The following is a 24,383-nucleotide window of genomic DNA, read 5'->3' as shown; positions in this document are numbered from 1 at the left end:
GTGCAAAGGCGATAAGGTGTCCGAAGTAAAGATGTTGGGGTTGATTGGAATAGGAGAGTTGATAATAACCAACCCAGAGTTGAGGTTCTGTCATGGTTTGTGTGCTCCGAAAAGTGTAGTGATGAAAAGTGCGGTTGAAATTTTAAAAGAAAATCAGCCGCACTTTTCTATTTGGCGAGTAAAGTACCTAATGCGGTATAAATCGCTTGAGCGGTTTCACCACTTAATGCTTTACCGTCCTCATCGGTAATGACAACGGCACTTTGTTTGCCTATGGCGGAAATTTGCATAAGATAAGTGCCTTTTTCAAGCTCCGGTTCGTTCACGCCTAAACGTAACCATTCTTCTTTCTCTAACGGTGAGTATTTTAATTCACGTTGTCCGCGGCCTGCGGTTTCCGATTTAATCTCAAAGCCGACTTTTGGTAATGCCGAACCTAATTTTTCCCAAGCGTGGTTAAAGCCGGCATTCATTCCTAATGCCATTCTGCCATTTGTGTCGGTGATCAAACCGGATTGAAAAGCACCGGCGGTGGTATTATTCAAATCCTGTTGTTGTTTGTTATAGTTAGATGTCAATGCAGAAACAAACCGGTTCAAACGATCGGAAGTATAACGTTGTTTTTCCACTACACTTGGCGTGAAAAGAATACCTTCACGGCGCATTTGATTAACGGAAACCGCTAATGCACTTGCTCCTTGAGCGGAAACCTGTTCAACCTGATAGCGGATTTCTGTATTGGCTTTGTCATCGGCACGACCGGAATTATGCCAATCGGTGGTTAAAATCGCCCCGTTGATGGTGGAATCAATCCCTTCTTCTTTTAATAAACGTTGGACTTGTTGTAAGTTATAAAGGGAGGCTTGGGATTCAGGATAGACAATTAATGCACGCTCGCCATCAAATTGTGTTAAGGAGTTTTTGATGAGTGCCAATGGGGTTGATGGTGGGCGAATATCCACGGTTTCGCCTTTTTTGATAGCAATGTTAGGTAATTCATAGGCGGTATCTTGTTTTGGCAGGGTTACGCCACCGCTTGCCAAAGGAGAAAAACTTGGTGTTGATGAATCTGATTTTTGATAGGTATCATTTGCCGTTTGCAATTTTTCAGGATCGCCGGAACAAGCGGATAATAGACTCATCGAGATAAATCCTAAGAGAAATTTTTTCATTGGTCATCCTTAAAAACAAATAAAAAATTGACCGCACTTTGACAGTCAAATCCATAAAAAGTTTGGGACTAAAATCAGCCCTAAACACAATTAAATTAATCCTGCGGTTTTTAATGCCGCTTCCACTTTTACTTGCGCGGTTTCACTGAGTTCCGTTAAAGGCAAGCGAAGGAATGAGGATTTAATTAACCCCAAACGGTATGCCGCCCATTTCACCGGAATCGGGTTGGATTCAATGAATAAATCACGGTGTAATGCCATCAAACGGGCGTTAATTTCTTCCGCTTTGGCAAAGTCTCCGGCACGTGCCAAGCGACACATTTCTGCCATCTCTTTTGCCGCGAGGTTATTCGTGACGGAAATGACCCCTTCCGCACCTAATTTCATCGCTTCCAAACCGGTCGCATCATCACCGCTTAAGACAATGAAATCCTTGCCTGCCAATTGCTTAATTTCGGTCACACGGTTCACTTCACCGGTGGCTTCTTTAATGCCTACAATATTTTTGATTTTTGCCAAACGAGCCACGGTTTCCGGTTTCATATCACTACCTGTTCTGCCCGGTACGTTATAAAGAATTTGCGGTAAATCGGTACATTCCGCAATTGCTTTAAAGTGTTGATACATCCCTTCTTGAGTCGGTTTGTTGTAATAAGGCACCACAGAGAGGCAACCGGCAACGCCACTATCACGCAACAGTTTGGTCATCACGATGGCTTCGCTGGTGGCATTTGCACCGGTGCCGGCAATCACAGGAATACGACCTTTTGCCAGTTCTACCGTCTTTTCAATCACCTTCACATTTTCTTCAATGCTTAATGTTGCGGACTCCCCTGTTGTCCCTACCGAAACAATAGCATCGGTGCCGGCTGCAATATGAAATTCAACAAGTTTTTCCAATGTTTCAAAATCAACACTGCCGTGGCTATCCATTGGCGTCACTAAAGCAACAATACTGCCGAAAAATAAAGGATTTTGCATAGACATAGAACCTCCGTTATAGAAATGACGATTAAATATGGGAAAATTGTTCATTAGGATCGCCAAAATGGTTAGAATTTGCAAATCATTTTTTCATTTTGAGGAATTTTCTATGAAAACACTACAAGCAGGGGATACCGCACCACAATTTACCTTAATCGATCAACATCATCAGTCGGTTTCATTGTCAGACTTTAAAGACAAAAAAGTACTGGTTTATTTTTATCCCAAAGCCCTTACCCCCGGTTGTACAACACAAGCCTGTGGATTGCGTGATAGCAAAACGGAATTAGAAAATTTAGGCGTGGTGATTTTAGGCATTAGCCCCGATACGCCTAAAAAACTGGCACAATTTAGCGAGAAAAAAGGGTTAAATTTCACCTTGCTTTCTGATGAAGATCATCAAGTGGCTGAGCAATTTGGTGTGTGGGGTGAGAAAAAATTTATGGGAAGAACCTATGACGGTATTCATCGTATTAGTTTCTTGATTGATGAACAAGGCAAGATTTTGCACGTTTTTGATAAATTTAAAACCGGTGAACACCATCAGGTGGTACTGGATTATTTACATTCTTTATAATTTTCTTTGAAAATCGACCGCACTTTTGCCTTTCATCTTTTTTGTTTTTAATCAAAGTGCGGTTGAAAATCCCGCCATTTTTGCCTATTCATTGTTTACGCCATAGGTTGCTTTTGTTAGAATTCGCCACCTAATTGAAACTAATTCTCAATTACTTTTCTCTTTTAAGGATAAAAAATGCCTCAACTTTTCGGATTTTTACAACAATACAGCGACTACATTATTATCGGACTTTTACTGTTTATGAGCGTGGTGATGCTCGCAATGGTGCTCGAACGCTTTATTTTTCTGAGCAAAATTAATGTGGGTAAATATACCAATATTCACGCTTTGGATATTGATCTGAATCGGAATATGACCATCATTTCCACCGTGGGGGCAAATGCACCTTATGTGGGGTTATTGGGGACGGTAATCGGCATTTTATTAACCTTCTACCAAATCGGACAAGGCGGTGGGGATGTGGACGCCGGTGAAATTATGTTACATCTTTCTCTTGCCTTGAAAGCCACTGCACTGGGTATTTTGGTAGCGATTCCCTCAATGGTTTTCTATAACGGCTTAAACCGTAAAATCGAAGTAAACCGCTTAAAATGGAAAGTGTTAAATTCGCAAAAAGATAAGGAATAATCGTGAAAAAATTTGATGAAATCAACATTATTCCTTTCATTGATATTATGTTGGTGTTATTGGCGATTGTGTTGATCACCGCTTCTTTTATTTCACAGGGAAAAATTCAGGTGAATGTGCCGAAAGCGAGTACGGCGGTTGCGTTTAAATCTGATGAATTGGCAAAATTATTGACGGTTACCGAAAAAGGTGAACTTTATTTCAACGATAAACCCATTTCTCACGATGCCTTAGAAGCCGAAATTAATCAATGGAATAAAGAACAAAAAGTAACATTAAAAATTGATGCGCAAGCAAGTTTCCAAGATTTTGTTTCTATTACCGATTTATTGGCAAAAAATGAAATTAAAAATGTTGCGATCGTATCAATGAAGGATAAAGGCTCGAAATCCATTTCGCCTGAAAGCAAATAGGAAAAGTTATGCAGCAAGCTAAACGATCATCTTTAGGATTGCTCCTTTCAGTTCTTATTCACGGTGTGATTGTTGGCGCATTGTTATGGAATTGGCACAAACCAAGTGAAAGTGCAAATAGCCATAGCGGTGAGATAGCGACAACCATTTCAATGGAAATGTTGCAGGGAATGCGTATGGAAGAACATACGCCCGATCCTGAGCCTCAAAAATCAGAACCTGAGCCTGAAAAGAAAGAAATCGTAGCTGATCCGACAAAAAAAGCGGAGACTGTGAAGAAAAAAGAACCGGAGAAAAAACCGGAAAAACCAAAAGATAAATCAAAGCCACCTAAAGAAAAACCTAAGAAAGAAGTCAAACCGACAGAAAAAGCACCGACATTGCCGAAAAATTTACCGGTAGGCGAACGCAATGTGAATGCGTCTTCTAATGTGAACGCAAAAGAAACAAGTGTTACCACGGCAAATGCGAAGGGCAATATGGTGGGAACGGGTTCAAACACAAATGAAATTTCAGCCTACAAAGCAGCGTTATATCGTGAAATTGAACGCCGAAAAACCTACCCGACACGTGCAAAAATGATGCGTAAGCAGGGCATTGTGCATATTTCCTTTAATGTGGCAAATGATGGCGCATTAAGCGGAGAACAAGTGGTGAAATCATCTGGCGATGAAAGTCTTGATAATGCCGCATTGAAAGCGGTGAGAAATGCGCAATCGGTTGGGCCAAGACCCGCAGGGTTTGCAAGCCTTGTATCCGTTCCGATTCGATTTAGTTTGCAGTGATCAATTAAGCAGAGGGAAATAAAACCTCTGCTTTTTGTTTAATGAAAGGAAATAAAAATGCCAAAAATTGACTTGGCATTTTCATTTGAACGTTAAATAAAGTACGGTCAGTTTTAACCGCACTTTTTAGCTATCCACTTAGATCTTGGTTAAATCCACATTTTTTGTTTCTTCTGAGGCAAGTAGGGCGAGCAATGTCATTAAGGCATTGATTGCCAAGTAAATCCCCACGCCCATTACACCAAAAGATGCATTGATTTTTAAAGAAATCATTGCGGCAACGGTTGCACCGATAATGGATGCCAAATTATAAGCGAGAGAAGCACCAGAATAACGCACTTCTGTTGGGAATAATTCCGGCAATAATGCCGCCATCGGCCCAAATGTCATTCCCATAATCGCCATCCCCACCACAAGGAAGGCAAAAACGCTAGTAGGCGTGCCGTTTTCTAAGAACACAGGCATTGTTAAACCCAAAATACCAATGGCGATGGTGACCCAAATCAACCATTTACGGCGACCGATTTTATCGGCATAAATACCGGAAAGGCTGATAAAAATCCCAAAAACAATCGCACTAATTAAAAGCAATCCGGTAAAAGTATTTGCCGGAATGCCTAAACCCAGCGGATACCCTGCTTCCGAAAGATTTGGCGCGGTGCGGGAATAGGCTTGGGCAAAGGCGGTCATAATATAGAACAGTGAATAGGTTGCCACCATAATAAATGTACCGATAATCATCGGTTTTAAATGTTTGGTGAACACAACGCTGACGGGCGCATTTAATTTTTTACCTTTTTGTTCCGCTTCCACGAAAACGTGGCTTTCGTGCAAGGTTAAACGAACATATAAGCCGACAAATACCAAGAGTATGGAAGAGACAAAAGGAATACGCCACGCCCATTCCACCAAGGCTTCGTGTCCCCAGAAATAGCTCACGAGGAAGAATGTGCCATTTGCCACAAATAAACCGATTGGCGCACCTAATTGAGGGAAAGTGCCATACCAAGCACGTTTGCCTTCCGGTGCATTTTCGGTTGCGACCAATGCCGCACCGCCCCATTCACCGCCAAGCCCAATGCCTTGTCCGACCCGACAGACACAAAGCAAAATAGGCGCCCAAATGCCAATTTGAGCATAGTTTGGCAATAAACCGATAATGACGGTTGAGCCGCCCATTAATAATAGTGAAGCCACAAGGGTTTTCTTGCGTCCGATTTTGTCACCAAAGTGACCAAATAATGCCGAGCCGATTGGGCGGGCAAAGAAAGCAAGGGCTAAGGTGGAAAGTGAGAGAAGATCATTTGAAAGGGGATCATCACTGCTGAAGAACTGGGTGTTGAAAACCAACACGGCGGCTGCTGCATAAATATAATAATCGAAAAATTCAATTGCCGTGCCGACCATTGAGGCAAGTGCCACTTTCATCGGATTGTTACGAAGTTGTGTTGTCATATTGCTTTCCTTAAGTGTTGATTTATCAGAATTTTATAAATGAAAACGCTTGAATCCTAGCATTTCCCTTTAGATTGAGCAATTTTTAAGATGAGATTTTCCAATTTTTCAGCAAAAAATAGGGGGGTTTCCGAATGGGCATTATGACCTGCCTGAGGAATCGTGGTAAGAGGCAAATGTTCCAAACGGGCAAGGGCTTGAAATTTCTGATCACGTTCTCCACAGAAATAGAAAAACGGCAAAGCATTTGACCGCACTTTTTCGCTAAAATCAGGTTGTTTGGCAAGGCTTGTGGCGAGCAACATTTTGCCGATATTTACGCCACAATTTGCTTTTCGTTTTTCAATTAATCCTTTTCTTTCAGTTGAGGTTAAATGGGCAAATACCGCTTGTTGATACCAATCCTCCAGCACAATTTCGGGTGCTTCATTGATAAATCGTTTCGCCCAGTGAGTATCGTTTTGCCAACGGGCTTGTTTTTCTTGCTCGGTTTTTAAACCTAAATTTGCCCCCTCCAAAATAACGGCTTGAAGTTGATCGCCTGTTGTATTGGCTTGTAAGGCATAATGTAAGGCAAGACGTCCGCCCAGCGAGTAACCCACAAGAAAATAAGGTTCATTTTTGACCGCACTTTGGATTTGTTCCGAAAGATATTTTGCCGTTTCGTCAAAATCTTTCACTTCAATTTTTTGGGCGTTTCCGTGGAAAGGTAAATCAAGGGCGATACAGCGAAAGTGCGGTAGATTTTCGATGACTTTTTGCCAATCTGCCGATGTGCCGAGAAGTCCGTGGAGAAAAATAACGTTAATCATAAAATTAAAGGGCGTGCCAATACGCCCTTATCCTTATGCACCAATAACGGCGTGGCTAATTTGTTCAATTAAACGTTTATAAATATTGCTGCCGTCAGTCGGGTTGGTTTTGATTTCGATAAGTGTTGTTTTGCGGCGTGTATAGGCTTGTTTTAGCACGCTGCTTAAATCTGCCCAAGTATAAGGGTGGGCGTATTTGATATCGAACATTGCGGCGATTTGTGAAAAATCACCATTGTGTGGTAAGCGATAAAAACGATCTTTTACACTTTCATCTACCGGCAACATATCAAAAATCGCGCCGCCATTATTATTGATGACAAAAATAACGGTAGGTTGCGTAACATTTTTGAATAAAGCAAGAGAATTGAGATCGTACAAAGTTGAAGTATCGCCAATCATCGCCACAACCGGTTGATTCGCCCCAACACCAATGCCGGCGGCGGTTGCCAATAAGCCGTCAATACCGCTCGCACCACGGTTGGTATAGATCGGATAGTTTTCCGGCAATTTTGTAAGGGCATCTACCAAACGCACAAACAAACTGTTACCAAGGAACAAAATACCATTGTAAGGTAACACTCGCTCAATATGGTGGGCGAGGGAGGCCTCGTTTAAGTTTCCGCCCACTTGCTGCTCAATAAAACCGGCACAGAATTTTGACAACGCAAGAGGTTCTAATAACCAAGGTTTTTGGCGAAGTGGTGGGTGCGCGCGAAGCCAATGATGTACTTTGGCATTAAAGCGGGTATGGGGGTGATGATAAGGATCGAGTGCTTTTTGTGTTTGTTCAACCAACCAAAATTCACCGTTAAAGGCCTGCAAGAATTGATTAATGCGTTTGCTGATAAAGCGTGCGCCAAATTGGATCACAATATCCGCGTCCAGTAGTTTTTCACGCACCGTTTGGTTGGCAAGCCAAATATCCGCATAAGGGGTGGTGGGTTCTACACCGGATTGAATATCGGTTAATAGCACCCAGCCCATTGTGGTCGCCCAAGCGTTGATCCCCATCGCTTGTTCGGCGGGCAGTTGGCCTACGACAATCACGCCACGTTTAGTCCGCCAGTGATCCCAATTTTCGTGTGGAATCACTTCTTGTTGCAATGCTTCGTGTTTGATCCAAGATTTTGTTTGTGCCAGCCAGCGTTGGATTGATTGTAACCAAGGGTGAGTGTCAATGGCGGCTTCATCGGCTTCATACAAGGGTTCGGCAAAAGGAACATTAATATGGACAACACCGTGCTGTTGATTTTGTTGGAAGGTCGCCTGTTCTAACAAAGACACAAGCCATTGGGCGGAATAATCCGTATTTGGTTTTGGCAAATTAACATTGGCAACGGGATAATCGCCAAACATATTTTGTTGCAAGATAGCCTGATTTGCCCCACATTCCCATAATTCAGGCGGACGATCTGCGGTTAAGACAATGAGATCAACACCGGTTTGGCGGGCTTCAATAATTGCCGGATAAAGATTGGCGGCAGCCGTGCCGGAGGTAACAATAATGGCAACAGGGGATTGGGTGGATTTTGCGATCCCTAGGGCAAAAAAGCCCAAACCCCGTTCATCAAAATGACTGTAGCAGGTGGCACGTTCGGCATTTTGCAAGCGTGCCGCTTCAAGGGTTAAAGGGGTAGAACGTGAGCCGGGTGCAATACAGAAGTGGGTTACACCTTGGCGTAGCAAGGTTTCTAAAATGACTTTTGACCAACAACGATTAAACACGCTTACAGACATTCTTTTTCTCCCTTATTATTTTCTGCAAACAGGGAAATAAGCCCTGCCGCTTTACGTTCAATTTCTTTCCATTCAATAAAAGGTTGCGAGCCTTCTACAATGCCCGCACCGGCAAATACGCGAATTCGGTTGCCTTCAATAAAGGCGGAACGAATTGCCACGCAAAATTCGGAATATGCCTCACTCATAATGCCTAATGTACCGGCATACCAACCACGCTCAAAGGTTTCAATTTCCGACAAAATCATTCTGGCTTCCTGTTGTGGCAAGCCGGACACCGCCGCAGTTGGGTGAATGGCTTTCAGCAAAGCCGAATCCCGATAATGTGCGGTCAAATTGGCTCGAATTTTTCGTAATAAATGCTGCACTTTTCGCAAAGGTTTGAGTTCTACCTCGCTCACATCAAACGTTTCCACCATCGATTTGATATTTTGTGAAATATCCTGCACCACCAACCAGTTTTCATTCAGATTTTTTTCATCCTTTAGCAGCCAATCGGCTTGTTGTCGATTTTCCTGTTGATCGCCCGTCATCGGTGCGGTGCCGGCGAGGGCTTCCGTTAAAAACAGGTTATATTCACGGGCAAAAAGTCGCTCCGGTGTTGAGCCGACAAAAGTGGAATATGGATTTTCCGCCCACAAAAAATGATAACAGCCGTGATTTTGTTTTTCACTTTCCGCAAGAAAATCATAGGGATTGATAGCCTGTCTTAAATGGAACGTGGTTTCATTTGCCAACACAACTTTGGTTAATTCGCCTTGCTTAATTTCAAATAGGGCTTGTTTTACCCAATCTTCCCAAGTTTGTTGATTGGCACGTTGTTCTGTCAGCAGTGGAATTTGTTTGGGGAGCGAACAAAGTGCGGTTGTTTTTGCCAGTGTTTTTATCAGCGATAAGGCAGACTGTGCAGAAGCCTCCCCTTCGACAAAAACGCTTAACATTGTAATGGCGTTGTTTTTCTGTTCTAACAAAATTTGCGGCAAAACAAATTGTTCGTAACCTTGAAATTGTAGTCCGCCCACTAAAGGAAAATCGTATTGTTCAATAAATTCCTGCGCTAAATTCAGTTGAGAAAATGACCGCACTTCTCCCATTGCGGCAAATTGATTGTTTTCATCACGAAGGTGTAAATAGAACTTAGGATAAGTGGTTTGAGCTTTCAGCCACGCCAACAAGTTGACATTGGCGATTTCCATTTGAAAACGCACAAGATCCGTTTGTTGTTGTCGCAAATAATTTTCGATTTGACGGCTTATTTGACTTGCTGCTTGCTCTAAACTACTCATCCGAAATTGTTCAAAATACACAAAAAATTGGGTCGTATTCTACCGCAGTTTGTTTGTTACAAAAAATTTTTTTATAAAATCTTTTCAAGATTAAAAATTCAGCGTAAATTACCCCCTCTTTTCCCTCAAAATAAAAGGATTTTTCTTATGCGATTATTCCCCAAATCAGACAAACTGGAGCACGTCTGTTACGACATTCGCGGGCCGGTGCATAAAGAAGCACTGCGCTTGGAAGAAGAAGGTAATAAAATTTTAAAACTGAATATTGGCAATCCCGCGCCCTTTGGTTTTGAAGCACCGGACGAGATTTTGGTGGATGTGTTGCGTAATTTACCTTCGGCACAAGGTTATTGCGATTCCAAAGGCTTATATTCCGCGCGTAAAGCCATTGTGCAATATTATCAATCCAAGGGTATTCAAGGGGCAACGGTCAATGATGTTTATATCGGTAACGGTGTGTCGGAACTCATCACAATGGCAATGCAAGCCTTATTAAATGATGGCGATGAAGTATTGGTGCCAATGCCCGATTACCCATTATGGACGGCGGCGGTAACCCTTTCCGGCGGTAAAGCGGTACATTATTTATGCGATGAAGAAGCAAATTGGTTTCCGGCAATTGATGACATTAAAGCCAAAGTGAATAAAAAAACCAAAGCGATCGTGATTATTAACCCGAATAATCCGACCGGTGCAGTGTATAGCAAAGCATTATTGCAGGAAGTGGTTGAAGTTGCCCGCCAAAATAATTTGATTATTTTCGCCGATGAAATTTACGACAAGATTTTATACGATAATGCCGTTCATCATCATATCGCCGCCCTCGCACCGGATTTATTAACAGTAACGTTAAACGGTTTATCCAAGGCTTATCGTGTGGCAGGATTCCGTCAAGGTTGGATGATTTTAAACGGGCCGAAACATCAGGCAAAAGGCTATATTGAAGGCTTGGATATGCTGGCTTCTATGCGTTTGTGTGCCAATGTGCCGATGCAACACGCTATTCAAACGGCATTGGGGGGGTATCAAAGTATCAATGAATTTATCTTACCGGGCGGGCGTTTGTTGGAGCAACGCAATAAAGCCTATGAATTGATTACCCAAATTCCGGGCATTTCTTGCGTGAAACCAATGGGTGCAATGTATATGTTCCCGAAAATCGACACGAAAAAATTCAACATTCATAGCGATGAAAAAATGGTGCTTGATTTACTTCTCCAAGAAAAAGTATTGTTGGTTCACGGCAAAGGGTTTAACTGGCATTCACCGGATCATTTCCGTATTGTTACCCTACCTTATGTAAATCAACTGGAAGAAGCCATTACTAAGCTCGGACGTTTTTTGGAAAATTATCGTCAATGAAGTGAAAGTGCGGTCAAAAAACAGTGAGAATTTTGACCGCACTTTGGGAGATAAAATAAATGGGATCATTGTCGATCCCATTTTTTATTAGTGAGTACTTGTACTGGTTGTCGTGCGGTTTGCACGTTTACGATCGTTTTCCGTTAAGAGTTTTTTACGGATACGGATCGATTCCGGTGTAACTTCCACTAACTCATCATCATCAATAAATTCAATCGCCTGTTCAAGAGAGAATTTCACCGGTGTGGTTAGCACGATGGCATCATCTTTACCTGAAGCACGCATATTGGTGAGTTTTTTACCTTGCAGGCAGTTTACGGTTAGATCGTTTGAGCGACTGTGAATACCGATGATTTGACCTTCATAGACATCAACGTTGGCATCGATCATCAATTTACCGCGTTCTTGTAAACCAAATAGGGCGTATGCCAAGGCTTTACCTGTTGCGTTAGAAATGAGTACGCCGTTTTTACGCTGACCAATTTCGCCGCCTTTGATTTCATCATAGTGGCTGAAACTGGAATAAAGTAAACCGGTACCGGAGGTCATTGTCATAAATTCACCACGGAAACCGATTAAACCGCGACTTGGGATAACATATTCCAAACGCACGCGACCTTTGCCATCCGGCAACATATCACGCACTTCACCTTTGCGGATACCTAAGGCTTCCATAACCGAACCTTGGTGTTGTTCTTCCACATCAATGGTCACTTGTTCGTATGGCTCTTGTTTTTTGCCATCCACTTCACGATAGATAACTTTTGGACGGGAAACGGCTAATTCGTAGCCTTCACGGCGCATATTTTCAATTAAGACGGAAAGGTGTAATTCGCCACGGCCGGATACTCGGAATTCATCCGGATTTGGCGTTTCTTCTACGCGTAATGCCACATTATGAACAAGTTCTTTATTTAAACGTTCAAGAATTTGGCGTGAGGTGACGTATTTCCCTTCTTGACCGGCAAATGGTGAAGTGTTTACGCAGAAGAACATTGTAACGGTTGGTTCATCTACAGTTAATGAAGGGAGGGCTTCAACCGCATTAATATCACAAATTGTATCGGAAATATTGAGTTCACCCAAACCGGTAATTGCCACGATATCGCCTGCATAAGCCACATCTTCTTCATAACGTTGTAAACCAAGATGACCAAGTACCTGACCGATACGCCCTTGACGGGTTTTCCCGTCACTATTGATGATGGTAACCGGTTGATTTGGTTTGACTGAACCACGTTTGATACGCCCAATGCCGATAACACCAACATAGTTATTGTAGTCTAATTGGGAAATTTGCATTTGGAATGGCGCGTCTAATTCCACTTTTGGCGGTTCAACGTGTTTTACGATGGCTTCAAATAACGGGGTCATATCTTCCGCTAAATCTTCGTGTTCTAAACCGGCTACACCGTTTAAGGCTGAGGCGTAAATAATTGGGAAATCTAATTGTTCGTCAGTTGCGCCAAGATTAACAAATAAGTCGAATACTTGATCTACAACCCAATCCGGACGCGCACCGGGACGGTCAACTTTATTGATGACAACAATTGGTTTTAAACCGTGAGCAAAGGCTTTTTGTGTCACAAAACGGGTTTGTGGCATTGGGCCGTCAAAGGCATCGACCACCAAAAGCACGGAATCTACCATTGAAAGTACACGTTCTACTTCGCCGCCGAAGTCTGCGTGTCCCGGGGTATCTACGATGTTAATGCGGTAGTCATTCCAATTAATTGCAGTATTTTTGGCAAGAATGGTAATGCCACGTTCTTTTTCAAGATCGTTAGAGTCCATTACGCGCTCATCTGCATCGCCACGCACAGCATCAAAGGTGCCGGATTGCTGAAGAAGTTTATCTACAAGGGTGGTTTTACCGTGGTCAACGTGCGCAATAATGGCAATGTTGCGTAGTTTGTTAATATCGATTTCGTTTTTCATTGTGTATATTGAACTGATTATGTTGGGAGTAGGAAAAATTCCTGCTCGGCGATAAAAGTTTATTATTTTCGTCCATAAACTTTGGCAATTTAGCCGCAGTACGAGGTAAATTGAGGTTATCTCGGCACGAAAGGGCAAAAATTATACACGACTTTCATTTTGCCCGCTATGCCAATTTGGAAAAATAAATCCAATGAAAAAAGCCGACCATTGGGCTATAATGCGCGCTTATTTTAATCAGACCACATAGAAAAAATAGAGGCTCCTATGTCAAACACAAATGCAATTTCTAACGTATTCAAATTAATTGAAGAAAATGAGATTAAATTCGTTCTTCTTCGTTTCACTGATATTAAAGGTAAAGAACACGGTGTCTCAATTCCCGTTAGCCTTGTGGATGAAGATATGTTTGAAGATGGCAAAATGTTTGATGGCTCATCGGTGGAAGGTTGGAAAACCATTAATAAAGCAGATATGCTTTTAATGCCAATGGCAGAAACTGCCGTGGTTGACCCTTTTGCTCAAATCCCAACACTTTCTCTGCGTTGTAGTGTTTATGAACCGACAACAATGCAAAGTTATGATCGTGATCCCCGTTCAATTGCCATTCGTGCGGAAAATTATATGCGTTCAACCGGTATTGCCGATCAAGCCTTTTTCGGACCGGAACCTGAATTTTTCTTATTTGATGATGTACGTTTTGATGTTTCTATGAATCGTGCTTCATTTGCCGTTGATGATATGGAAGCCGCTTGGAATACCAATAGAAAATACGAAGGTGGCAATAATGGCTATCGTCCATTAAAAAAAGGTGGATATTGTGCCGTTGCACCGATTGATACAGCGCACGATATTCGTTCTGAAATGTGTTTAATTTTAGAAGAGATGGGCTTGGTGATTGAAGCACATCATCACGAAGTGGCAACCGCAGGGCAAAATGAAATCGCCACAAAATTTAATACCTTGACTTTAAAAGCAGACGAAACACAGATTTATAAATATGTCGTACAAAATGTCGCTCTTGAACACGGCAAAACCGCCTGTTTTATGCCAAAACCGATCACCGGTGATAACGGCTCCGGTATGCACTGCAATATGTCATTAAGCAAAGACGGAAAAAATATTTTCCAAGGTGATAAATATGCGGGACTTTCTGAAACCGCACTTTACTATATCGGCGGCATTATCAAACACGCTAAGGCGTTAAATGCTTTCACAAATCCAAGCACCAATTCATACAAACGCTTAGTACCGGGGTATGAAGCGCCGGTATTACTGGCCTATTCTGCAAGTAACCGTTCCGCTTCAATTCGTATTCCGGCTGTAACCAGCCCGAAAGCAATTCGTGTTGAAGCACGTTTCCCAGACCCAATGGCAAACCCATATTTAGCCTTTGCTGCATTGCTAATGGCAGGCCTAGACGGTGTGATAAATAAAATCCACCCAGGGGACGCAATGGATAAAAATCTTTACGATCTACCACCGGAAGAATTAAAAGATATTCCGGCAGTAGCTTCTTCACTTGAAGAAGCATTAGATTCATTAGAAAAAGATTATGAATTTTTAACGCAGGGTAATGTGTTTAGTAAAGAATTTGTAGAGGCATTTATTTCCATTAAACGCAAAGAGGTAGAACGCCTCAATATGACCCCACACCCGGTGGAATTTGAAATGTATTATGCGTAATTTTTTGTAAGGTATTATATTGGAACGGAAAAGTGAGGTTGGTTTTTGCCGTATTTTTCCGTTCCATTTTTCTTTAGACCTTCTTTACATTTTCTCATTTGTTCTTGAATGGTATATGGTTTAGAATACCCAATCGGTATTTAGGTGAAATTGATAAGAGGGATTAATTGTGAATAACGATATTGCTAAGCAAGATGAAATAGATCTTGTTGAATTAATTAAGGTTTTATGGAATAAAAAAACTTGGATTATTTTATCTGCATTTATTTTTACTGCAATTGCAGGTGTTTATGCTTTTACGGCAAAGGAGCAATGGACTTCGAGAGCAGTGGTAATTGCTCCAAAAACCCCCGCGTTTTCTAGTTACTATAATCTTCGCCAAGAATATGCACGTATCTTAAATCTATCTGATGAACAAAAAGATAAAGTTTCGAGAACCAAATTGTCTGAACAATTATTCACCAACTTTAGCTTGTCTTCAAAATCATTAGATGTTCGAAATACATTTTTTGTTCAATCTGAATATTATAAAAAATTGACTGAAGGAAAATCGGACCCTGAGCAACGTAGAATCTTAGCAGATTTAACCACTAGATATATGACAGTGGTTAAAGCTGATACTAAAAAAGATCCTGATGCAGTTGGTACAATAATTAGTTTATCTGCTGAAACGGCAAGTGAAGCGCAATCAGAACTACAGCAGTTTATTGCTTTTGTCAATAATTCAGCATTAGGGACAGAATTAAATGACTTCACCATTAGTTTGAATCAAATGATTTTCGATTTACAGCATGAAAAAATAAAATTTGAAACGGATCTTCAAATCCAAAAAAATGTACAATTGGCTAACTTAGAAAATGCGTTAGGAATTGCAAAAGAAGCCGGGATTCAAGATTATACTAAATCATTTAGCGTCGCTAGTAGCAGTTCGGCTCAAACTATAGCTATGTCTGAAGCAAGAATCCCGCTTTCGGATTCTAAATTAAGCGATAGTTCATATCTCTTTATGTTAGGTGAAAAATATTTAAAGGCACAAATTGATACTTTAAAACAAAGTGAGGTTGTTTATCCACCAAGATATTATGAGGTTTCAAGTTTATTATCACAGTTAGAGCCTTTGCTTGCGAAAATAAAAGAAGTAAAAGCAAGTACTTTTAGTTATCAGGCATCACCAAGTTATCCTGTTTCAAAAGATAAACCTAATAAAATGTTAATTCTTATAATTGGTTTCATTTTTGGTATATTAATTTCTATCTTCTTTGTTTTAGTTCAATTTTTTTGTACTCATCTTCTCAAAAAAGTAAAAAATGCTTAGTTATTTTTATCAATATAGAATACAAATAAATAATTTTTTGTATTTGTCTATTGTTCAATTAGGAAATATGATACTACCATTGGTTGTGTTGCCTTTATTGTTAAATAGATTAGGGGTTGAGAAGTATGGGGTGATTGTTTTTTCTCAATCAGTTTCGAGTTATTTTGCTGTATTTATTAGATTTGGATTTAATACATATGCAACTCAGCAAGTGAGTTATTTTAGGAATGATAACAATAAGCTAAGTGAAATCTTTGCTAATGTTATATTTTTGGAATTAATATTTTTTATAATTTCTATTACATTCATTCTTTGTTATTTTTTTTTCACAGGTATAATAAGTGAATCTAGAATATACCTTTATTCTCTATTGGCTACGTTTTTAGAGATTTTATTGCCTATTTGGTACTTCCAAGGTATAGAAAGAATGAAATATATTACTCTCATCAATCTTGGTGCTAAAATTATCTCACTAATTTGTATTTTCTTATTTGTAAAAAATGATTCTGACTATTTATTTGTTCCTATATGTTATTTGATTGGCTCATTAACTGTTTTTTTGATATCTATATTTATTTTAATTCGAAATAAGATACTTAATTTTAAATTACTAACATCAAAAACTCTTATCCTCTATATGAGGAGTAGCGTAGTTTTTGTTTTTTCGGATGTCATGGCAATTTTAAAAGATAAAACTAATATCATGCTATTAGGTAATTTTATTGGAATGCACGCAGTGGCATATTATGATTTGGCAGAGAAAATAGTTTGGGCATTTAGAAGTGTTTTTGCTAATATCAATACTGCTTTTTTTCCTTACTTTTCGAGAAACGGACAGTCAAAACAAGTAAAACACATTTTGATTGGTGTTCTTTTTCTCAGCTTATTAAGTTATATATTTATTCTTGAATTCTCTGATTTTATTATTCTATTATTGTCTAATCCTGATATGTTGGTTATTAAAGATTTCTTATGGATAATGGCAATGTATGTGATTTTAGCATCTGTAAGTTCTTCTATAGGATATTTTGTACTTATAGCTAATGGTTACAATAAAAGTTTCTTTAAAAATATGATGATTTCGTTATTGTCATATTTTTTTATCTGTATATGGATATATTGCTTTTCAGAAATATCCATATTTACTTTAGTTTTGGCTTACAATTGTTCAATACTTATTGAATTGTTACATAGGGTGTATTTATGTAAAAAGTATAGATTGTTGTATTGGGTGTGATATGTTCTACTTTATCTATAATATATTTGCTATAATTTTTTTCTTATTACTGTCCTTTTTAGTAGAGGTCCTAGAGATACATATTGAGTTGATATATCTAGAGCTTATCCTATTTCTATTTTATTTTATTAATTTAAGTTGGAGTGCTCTAAAATTTAATAAACATCCTTTATTTTTACTTACGTCTATTGTTTTTGGGTTGTTTATTTATTCCAGATTTATATTAGATCTTTTTGGATTGCTTCCATATCCGGTTAATTTAGCAACAAGATTTATTGGAAATTTGTTTGAGCAATCTACTATGCAAGAAACAGTTCTTACATATATTTTATCTATAGTATCATTGACTTTCTCCTATTCTTTTATTTGTTTTTTTCATGAAAGAAGCGGGTTTAAAAATAATACCTACGCTTTTAAGAAGTTAGGTTATTACATAATATTACTATCTTTACCTGGTGTCGCTTTTAAACTGTTTGTAATGCTAAAAAATGTAATGTCTTCAGGGTATCTTTCTTTATATCTTGAGAATTCTATTTCTGGTGTAGAACGTGTTATTGAATTTATTAGTTATAAACTATATTTAGTAGGCGTGTCTTTTTATATTTCATCAAATTTGAGTAAGAAAGATTTTATTAAACTATCTAGTTTTACTTTACCGGTTGCTTTAGCATATTTATTTTCAGGTAAGCGTGGTGATTTTGGTATTACTATTCTGTTTCTAACATGGTATTGGTTTTCTTTTGTAAGAACATATGATCTTTCTTTGAAAAGATTATTTGGTATTGGATTTTTAATTGTTGTACCATTTGCTTTAATTTCTCAAAGTGTAAATAATTCTAGAACTAATGGAAGTAATCAGAACTCTAGTCTTATTTTTGCGTTAAGTAGCTTTTTGGCTCAACAGGGTGTTTCTGGAACAGTATTGCCTTATTATATAGAATATAAGAATAATTTATTTAAAGAATATCCTTATCTTATTTCACCTATTATAGATAGAATAAATCGAGGAGGGCAATCTTTGGATTTGCTGAAGAAAACTAATTACCTGGGTTATGAGTTAACAGCAGTTTTGGATTATGAGGCTTTTTTAAGGGGAGAAGGAGTTGGAACAACTTATATTGCGGAATTGTATAGTATTGGAAATACTAAAATATCTGTGTTTTTAGGTGTTTTTTTATTAGGTTTTGCAGTTTTATGTTTTGAGTTAAATAAAAATAGACCTGTTTTGAAATATCTATCTTATTTGACTTTGTCAACCTTATTTTTTCTTCCTAGAGGGGAATTGTTTGAGTTATTCTATGAGTTTGTTTTTTTAATAATTATTTGGAGTATAACAAAGTTATTCTTAAAGAGTAAATATAGTTGAACAATAAATATAGAAGGAGTTCACATGTCTGCTAGAGTTGATTTTGTATTACCCTGGGTAGATAACCAAGATCCGGAGTGGCAAAAGTTAAGACAACAACATTCAGGAAATGAATCGTCATCAGATGCAAATGCAAACGCAAGGTTTCGGGATTCAGGTACATTAAAGTATGTATTACGCTCAATAGAAAAGAATTGTCCTTGGTACAATAAAATTTATTTAATTACTTGTGGACATTATCCAGATTGGTTGAATATTCATTCATCTAAAATTGAGCTGGTGAAACATAGTGATATTTATGGTAGTAAAGAACATTTACCTGTGTTTAACTCAAGTTCAATTGAAATGAATTTACCTAATATTCAAGGATTGTCAGAACGTTTTATTTATCTGAATGATGATATGATTATCTTTTCAAAAACAGATATTGAACGTTTTTTTGTGGAAGGAATGCCAGTTGACTTTTTATGCCATGGATGGTTTCCTCGTAATAAAGTTTTTGGAATGATTAAGAATATTGACTCTTGGGTTAATTCACTGAATAATAACATTGATTTAATAAATGAGTTTTTTAAACCATTAGAGCTTAATAATGAATTCCTTTATCATAAAAGTTATTCACCGTTAAATAAAATTAGTAATTTCCTACTGAAAAAAATATACAAAAAATATTTTTGGTTTGAGCATTGGCATCTTCCTCAACCTTATTTGAGAAAAACTCTGCTTGAGGTAAAAGATAAATTCTATCTAAATATGCAGATTTGTTCAAAAAACCGTTTCAGAGCTGACACTGATTTAACTCAATATTTGTATCGATACTGGCATCTGGCAAAAGGTGATTTTTTCCCATTTAAGTATAATGACGGTATTGAAGATAATATTTGTTCAATTGATGACTTAAATAATATGATTAAGAAGTGTGATAAGTTGCAACCTAATTTTGTATGCTTTAATGATTCGCCAACATTATCTGATTTAGATTATGAAATTATAAAAAACAGAATCACAGAATATTTAGACAGAAGATTTCCTGAAAAAGGATCTTTTGAAGTATAGGAGAAATTATGCTATCTGTATTAATGTCCATTTATCATAAAGAAAAACCAGAGTATTTTAAACAAGCAATGGAAAGTGTTTGGACTGAACAAACTTTAAAGCCTGATGAGATTGTTTTGGTTCAAGATGGTCCCTTAACAAAAGAATTAGATGTGGCTATTGAGGAATGGAAGTTAATTTTAAGGGATAAATTAAAAATTATTAAATTAGATAGAAATATTGGTTTAGGTAATGCATTAAGTATTGGATTCAAGGAGTGTAGTTATGATTTTATTGCTCGGATGGATACTGATGATATTGCGATGCCTGAACGTTTTGAAAAGCAAGTAGCTTTTTTGAAAATGAATCCTAATGTTCATGTCGTTGGGACTTGGATTGCTGAGATTGATGATGCGGGGCTGCTTACAAGGAAAGTTGTAGAGTATCCTCTTTCTCATAAAGGAATGGTATCTTTTTTTGAGAAACGCGATCCAATACCACATGTAACTGCTATGTTTCGAAAAACTTTTTTCTCAAATAATGTGACTTATAGTGGGAAATTGCGAATGGCAGAAGATACACTTTTATGGTACCAAGGATTATTAAATAATCGTATTTTAGCAAATATTGATTATGTTGGAGTTAAGGTAAGAACAAGTCGAGATTTTTTTGTGAGGCGAGCAGACTATAAAAAGTCTATTGACTTGTTAAAATTTAGATTATTCCATATTAATCGGGATTTAAATTATGGTCTAAAAGCCGATGTTTATGCACTTGCTTATTTTATCATGTCAATTTCACCAAGTTTTGTAAAAAGGTTGTTGTATAAATTATTTAGATAAAAGGATAAATTATAAAATGAAAATTCTATTCTCCCCTCCATATATTAATGATGATGTCATTAACGAAGTGCTTGATTCCCTACGCTCCGGTTGGATTACAACAGGTCCCAAAGTAAAAGCGTTAGAGGAAGAAATTAAAAAATTCTCAGGGGCAAAAGAAGTGCTTTGTGTTAACTCTTGGACTTCTGCTGCGATAATGATGCTTCGTTGGTTTGACGTAAAAGAAGGTGATGAAGTGATTGTACCGGCTTACACTTATAGTGCTACTGCTTTAGCGGTGCTTCATGTCGGTGCAAAACCAGTAATGGTAGATTCTTCGGAAGATTTTAATATTTCATTAGATGCGATAAAAAAAGCAATTACTCCAAAAACAAAAGCTATTATACCTGTGGATATTGCTGGTTTTCCCTGTGATTATGATGAAATAATGGATTTAGTAAAATCCTCAGAAATTCAACCGCTCTTTGTTGCTGAAAGTGAAAATCAAAAAAAATTAGGGCGAATTTTAGTATTAAATGATGCCGCGCATTCTTTAGGGGCTTGGTACAAAAAAGATACTCGAACAGGCAGCGAGACTGATATTGCCATTTTTTCATTACATGCAGTAAAGAATGTAACTACGGCTGAAGGTGGTGCAATTTGTATTAATTTGCCCAAACCTTTTGATAATGCAAAACTTTATGCTGAACTTCGACAAATGGCATTAAATTGTCAAACAAAGGATGCTTTCTCTAAGAGTAAAGCTGGCGGTTGGCGTTATGACATTACGGGATTAGGAATGAAGATCAATATGGCAGATGTGAATGCTGCAATTGGTTTGGCTCAAATTCGTATGTATGAAGATTTATTAAAAGAACGTAAACGGGTGTTTAATACTTATGGCGAAGCCTTTAAGCAGCACGATTGGGCAATTTTACCTCCGTCAAAACAGGGGGGAAAAGAAACATCCTATCACTTATATGCGTTACGTATTAAAGATTTCACTGAAGCACAGCGTGATGCTATGATTGATGAAATTGCGAAAAGTGAAGTCGCTGTGAATGTTCACTTTATTCCAATGCCGATGTTAACCCTATTCAAAAATTTAGGATATAAGATTGAGGATTATCCTCAGGCTTATGTTAATTATAAGTCTGAAATCTCCCTTCCAATTTATCCGCAATTAACAGATGAACAAGTTAAATTTGTTATTGATTCGATAGTTAGTGCCTATAATAAGGTTAAATAGAGTGATCCGTTTTTTTGATTTTATTTTAAGTTTAATTGGATTAATTATTCTTGCTCCTGTTTTTGTTATTTTAGCCATCTGGATTAAATTAGATTCAAAGGGCGGTGTTTTTTATAAGCAAATTCGTATTGGACAAAATGGTAAAGAATTTGGTTTATTTAAATTTCGTTCTATGGTGGTTAATGCTGACAAAAAAGGATTGATTACTGTAGGGGGGAGAGATCCACGTATTACTCGCTCTGGTTATTTTATCCGCAAATATAAATTGGATGAACTTCCTCAGCTTATCAATGTATTGATTGGGGAGATGAGTTTGGTTGGACCTCGACCTGAGGTGGGAAAATATGTTGGTCTTTATAACAATGAACAAAGACAAGTACTCTCGGTGAAACCAGGTATCACCGATTATGCATCCATTGAATATATGGATGAGAATGAAATGTTAGGGAAATCTAGTGATCCGGAGAAAGTTTATATTGAGAAGATTATGCCGGAAAAAATACAGTATAATATGAAATATATTCAAAACAAGAGTTTACTTGAATATTTCAAAATTATATTTTTGACAATACTAAAAATTATCCGTTAAATAATTATTGAAATTAAGGATATTATTATGATTTATTCCCTTATATTTGAAATGTCTAGATCTAAGAAAAGAGCTATAAGTCTTTTTGTCGATGTTATTTTACTTACATCAGCTTTCTTTCTTGCCTATTGGACTCGATTAGGTGGAATAGTTGCTTTTGATAATACGAAAATTTGGGTAACCTTGTTTTGTACTATTGCTATAACTTTACTTACTTTTGTTAAGCTGGGACTTTATCGTGCAGTATTACGTTATATTTCTTTTAAAGCATTAGCGATGGTTGCTGGTGGCGCTTGTGTTTCGTCTATAAGTCTAATTTTCTTCTCTTTTTTTATTGGTTCTGATATTCCAAGAACAGTACCGGTTATTTATTTTTCTTATGTATTTTTACTATGTGGTAGTGCAAGAATGTTAGTTCGCTACTATGTAAGTTTAATTTTAGATAAAGATAACGAATCTGTTTTAATTTATGGTGCAGGTTCAACTGGGCGACAGTTAGCAGTAGTACTAAAACATGCTTATCGTTATCGTATTCGTGGTTTTATTGATGATAATGCTAAATTACATGGAACTTACCTTTTAGGGAATAAAATCTTCTCTCCTAAAGATATTTTAAAACTTGTTCAGAAATATAACATTAAGGTTATTTTGCTAGCCATTCCAAGCGCTTCACGTAGTGAGCGTAAAGCCATTATTGATAGCCTTATTCCTTTAAAAGTAAAAGTACAAACCATTCCCGATATGGAAGATATTTTACAGGGAAATGCGAAAATTGATGAATTACGTGAAGTGAAAATTGAAGACTTATTAGGGCGTGAATCTGTATTACCCAATCAAGTGTTATTACAAAAAAATATACTTGATCAAGTCGTGATGGTAACAGGTGCTGGTGGTTCTATTGGTTCTGAATTATGCCGTCAAATTATATTGAATAATCCTAAAGTATTAATTCTATTTGAGGTATCTGAGTTTTCACTTTATTCCATTCATCAAGAATTATTGGAAATTACGAAGAAAAATAGTATTCAGAATATTAGGATTTACCCTATTTTAGGAAATGTGCAAGATATTGAACGATTAGATCACGTATTATCTAGATTTGACATTGATACAATTTACCATGCTGCAGCTTATAAGCATGTTCCTCTAGTTGAGTACAATATGATTGAAGGAGTAAGAAATAATATTTTTGGAACATATAATGTTGCAAGATGTGCTATGGAGCATGGTGTTAAGTCTTTTGTCTTAATTTCAACAGATAAAGCAGTTCGTCCAACAAATGTAATGGGAGCTAGTAAACGTATGGCAGAGCTCTGCTTACAAGCATTGTCTGAGCAATTAAAAGATTCTTACACTTGCTGCTTTAGTATGGTTCGTTTTGGTAATGTTCTTGGTTCATCAGGTTCTGTAATTCCACTATTTAGAAAACAAATTATAAAAGGTGGACCAATTACTGTTACACATCCAAACATTATCCGTTATTTCATGACAATTCCTGAAGCAGCTCAACTTGTGATTCAGGCCGGAGCAATGGCAAAAGGAGGTGAGGTCTTTATTTTAGATATGGGGGATGCAGTTAAAATTGTTGATTTAGCTAAAAACTTAATTCAATTATCGGGATTATCTGTGAAAGATGAAGATAACCCTAAAGGTGATATTGAAATCACTTATACTGGCTTGCGCCCTGGCGAAAAGCTTTATGAAGAGTTATTGATTGGTGATGATAATATTCGTAAAACTGATCACTTACGTATTATGGCAGCGGAAGAAAAGTATTTACCAATTGATCAATTATCTGAGGTATTAGCACAATTAGAGCAAGCTTGCACAACAGCGGATTATATTTCTATCCGTCAAATATTATTAGAGGCTCCGACAGGTTTTAAACCAACAGCAGAAATTGTTGATGTTCTATATAAGGGCTAATATTT

Annotated in this window: 21 protein-coding genes; 14 read left to right on the top strand and 7 right to left on the bottom strand. The window is 37.8% G+C overall.

Annotated elements, in window-relative coordinates; translation table 11 throughout:
* Positions 1 to 167: 167 nt before the first annotated feature.
* Positions 168 to 1,172, bottom strand: coding sequence for an outer membrane protein assembly factor BamC (gene bamC / locus BKL49_RS10685; RefSeq protein WP_077425300.1), 1,005 nt, complete (start codon positions 1,170 to 1,172; stop codon positions 168 to 170).
* A gap of 90 nt (positions 1,173 to 1,262) precedes the next feature.
* The gene (gene dapA / locus BKL49_RS10680; RefSeq protein WP_077425298.1) at positions 1,263 to 2,159 is read right to left on the bottom strand and encodes a 4-hydroxy-tetrahydrodipicolinate synthase; all 897 of its coding nucleotides are present in this window, start codon (positions 2,157 to 2,159) and stop codon (positions 1,263 to 1,265) included.
* Positions 2,160 to 2,265: 106 nt separating this feature from the next.
* On the opposite strand from dapA, the gene bcp reads away from it, so the two are divergent.
* From bcp to BKL49_RS10660, 4 genes are all read left to right on the top strand, one after another.
* Positions 2,266 to 2,733 (top strand): thioredoxin-dependent thiol peroxidase, encoded by a 468-nt coding sequence (bcp, locus tag BKL49_RS10675; protein ID WP_077425296.1) that lies wholly within the window; start codon positions 2,266 to 2,268, stop codon positions 2,731 to 2,733.
* A gap of 177 nt (positions 2,734 to 2,910) precedes the next feature.
* A complete protein-coding gene (gene exbB, locus BKL49_RS10670; protein WP_077425294.1) occupies positions 2,911 to 3,363 on the top strand; it encodes a TonB-system energizer ExbB in 453 nt (150 codons plus the stop codon).
* Between the two features lie 2 nt (positions 3,364 to 3,365).
* Positions 3,366 to 3,776, top strand: coding sequence for a TonB system transport protein ExbD (exbD, locus tag BKL49_RS10665; RefSeq protein ID WP_077425292.1), 411 nt, complete (start codon positions 3,366 to 3,368; stop codon positions 3,774 to 3,776).
* Between the two features lie 8 nt (positions 3,777 to 3,784).
* Positions 3,785 to 4,561, top strand: a complete 777-nt coding sequence (locus BKL49_RS10660) for an energy transducer TonB family protein (protein WP_077425289.1) — start codon at positions 3,785 to 3,787, stop codon at positions 4,559 to 4,561.
* 138 nt (positions 4,562 to 4,699) lie between these two features.
* On the opposite strand, the gene BKL49_RS10655 is transcribed toward BKL49_RS10660, so the two are convergent.
* From BKL49_RS10655 to BKL49_RS10640, 4 genes are read right to left on the bottom strand one after another with little or no spacing between them, the layout of a single operon-like run.
* Positions 4,700 to 6,016: an MFS transporter gene (locus BKL49_RS10655; RefSeq protein ID WP_077425287.1), complete on the bottom strand. Its 1,317-nt coding sequence runs from the start codon at positions 6,014 to 6,016 to the stop codon at positions 4,700 to 4,702.
* 56 nt (positions 6,017 to 6,072) lie between these two features.
* Entirely contained in the window at positions 6,073 to 6,828 is a 756-nt protein-coding gene (gene menH, locus BKL49_RS10650) for a 2-succinyl-6-hydroxy-2,4-cyclohexadiene-1-carboxylate synthase (protein WP_077425285.1), read from the bottom strand.
* A gap of 33 nt (positions 6,829 to 6,861) precedes the next feature.
* Positions 6,862 to 8,568, bottom strand: coding sequence for a 2-succinyl-5-enolpyruvyl-6-hydroxy-3-cyclohexene-1-carboxylic-acid synthase (gene menD, locus BKL49_RS10645; protein WP_077425283.1), 1,707 nt, complete (start codon positions 8,566 to 8,568; stop codon positions 6,862 to 6,864).
* Positions 8,559 to 9,854 (bottom strand): isochorismate synthase, encoded by a 1,296-nt coding sequence (locus BKL49_RS10640; protein WP_077425281.1) that lies wholly within the window; start codon positions 9,852 to 9,854, stop codon positions 8,559 to 8,561. Before BKL49_RS10640 ends, menD begins: the two co-directional genes overlap by 10 nt.
* A gap of 147 nt (positions 9,855 to 10,001) precedes the next feature.
* On the opposite strand from BKL49_RS10640, the gene BKL49_RS10635 reads away from it, so the two are divergent.
* Entirely contained in the window at positions 10,002 to 11,216 is a 1,215-nt protein-coding gene (locus BKL49_RS10635) for a pyridoxal phosphate-dependent aminotransferase (protein WP_077425279.1), read from the top strand.
* Between the two features lie 87 nt (positions 11,217 to 11,303).
* Here BKL49_RS10635 and typA read toward each other — a convergent pair whose 3' ends face one another.
* Positions 11,304 to 13,154, bottom strand: coding sequence for a translational GTPase TypA (typA, locus tag BKL49_RS10630; protein WP_077425277.1), 1,851 nt, complete (start codon positions 13,152 to 13,154; stop codon positions 11,304 to 11,306).
* Between the two features lie 267 nt (positions 13,155 to 13,421).
* Here typA and glnA point away from each other — a divergent pair, with 267 nt between their 5' ends.
* From glnA to BKL49_RS10585, 9 genes are all read left to right on the top strand, one after another.
* Positions 13,422 to 14,840, top strand: a complete 1,419-nt coding sequence (glnA, locus tag BKL49_RS10625; protein ID WP_077425275.1) for a glutamate--ammonia ligase — start codon at positions 13,422 to 13,424, stop codon at positions 14,838 to 14,840.
* A gap of 169 nt (positions 14,841 to 15,009) precedes the next feature.
* Positions 15,010 to 16,155, top strand: coding sequence for an LPS O-antigen chain length determinant protein WzzB (locus BKL49_RS10620; protein WP_143530843.1), 1,146 nt, complete (start codon positions 15,010 to 15,012; stop codon positions 16,153 to 16,155).
* Entirely contained in the window at positions 16,148 to 17,392 is a 1,245-nt protein-coding gene (locus tag BKL49_RS10615; protein WP_077425271.1) for an oligosaccharide flippase family protein, read from the top strand. The genes BKL49_RS10620 and BKL49_RS10615 overlap by 8 nt, the downstream gene beginning before the upstream one ends.
* A 1-nt stretch (position 17,393) precedes the next feature.
* The gene (gene wzy, locus BKL49_RS10610; protein WP_077425269.1) at positions 17,394 to 18,758 is read left to right on the top strand and encodes an O-antigen polysaccharide polymerase Wzy; all 1,365 of its coding nucleotides are present in this window, start codon (positions 17,394 to 17,396) and stop codon (positions 18,756 to 18,758) included.
* Between the two features lie 24 nt (positions 18,759 to 18,782).
* Positions 18,783 to 19,814 (top strand): Stealth CR1 domain-containing protein, encoded by a 1,032-nt coding sequence (locus BKL49_RS10605; protein WP_077425267.1) that lies wholly within the window; start codon positions 18,783 to 18,785, stop codon positions 19,812 to 19,814.
* An 8-nt stretch (positions 19,815 to 19,822) separates the two neighbouring features.
* Entirely contained in the window at positions 19,823 to 20,635 is an 813-nt protein-coding gene (locus BKL49_RS10600) for a glycosyltransferase (RefSeq protein ID WP_244151995.1), read from the top strand.
* Between the two features lie 16 nt (positions 20,636 to 20,651).
* Complete coding sequence (locus BKL49_RS10595) at positions 20,652 to 21,863, top strand: DegT/DnrJ/EryC1/StrS family aminotransferase (protein ID WP_077425262.1); 1,212 nt, start codon at positions 20,652 to 20,654, stop codon at positions 21,861 to 21,863.
* A 1-nt stretch (position 21,864) separates the two neighbouring features.
* Positions 21,865 to 22,452 carry a sugar transferase gene (locus tag BKL49_RS10590; protein WP_077425260.1) on the top strand — a complete coding sequence of 196 codons (588 nt, stop codon included), beginning with the start codon at positions 21,865 to 21,867 and terminating at the stop codon, positions 22,450 to 22,452.
* 27 nt (positions 22,453 to 22,479) lie between these two features.
* A complete protein-coding gene (locus tag BKL49_RS10585) occupies positions 22,480 to 24,378 on the top strand; it encodes a polysaccharide biosynthesis protein (protein WP_077425258.1) in 1,899 nt (632 codons plus the stop codon).
* The last annotated feature ends 5 nt before the right edge of the window (positions 24,379 to 24,383 follow it).

It is taken from the genome of Rodentibacter myodis (assembly GCF_001999305.1).
Classification (GTDB): Bacteria; Pseudomonadota; Gammaproteobacteria; order Enterobacterales; family Pasteurellaceae; genus Rodentibacter; species Rodentibacter myodis.
The sequence above is the reverse complement of the archived record's forward strand: the minus strand, read 5'-3'. Positions and strand labels throughout refer to the sequence as shown.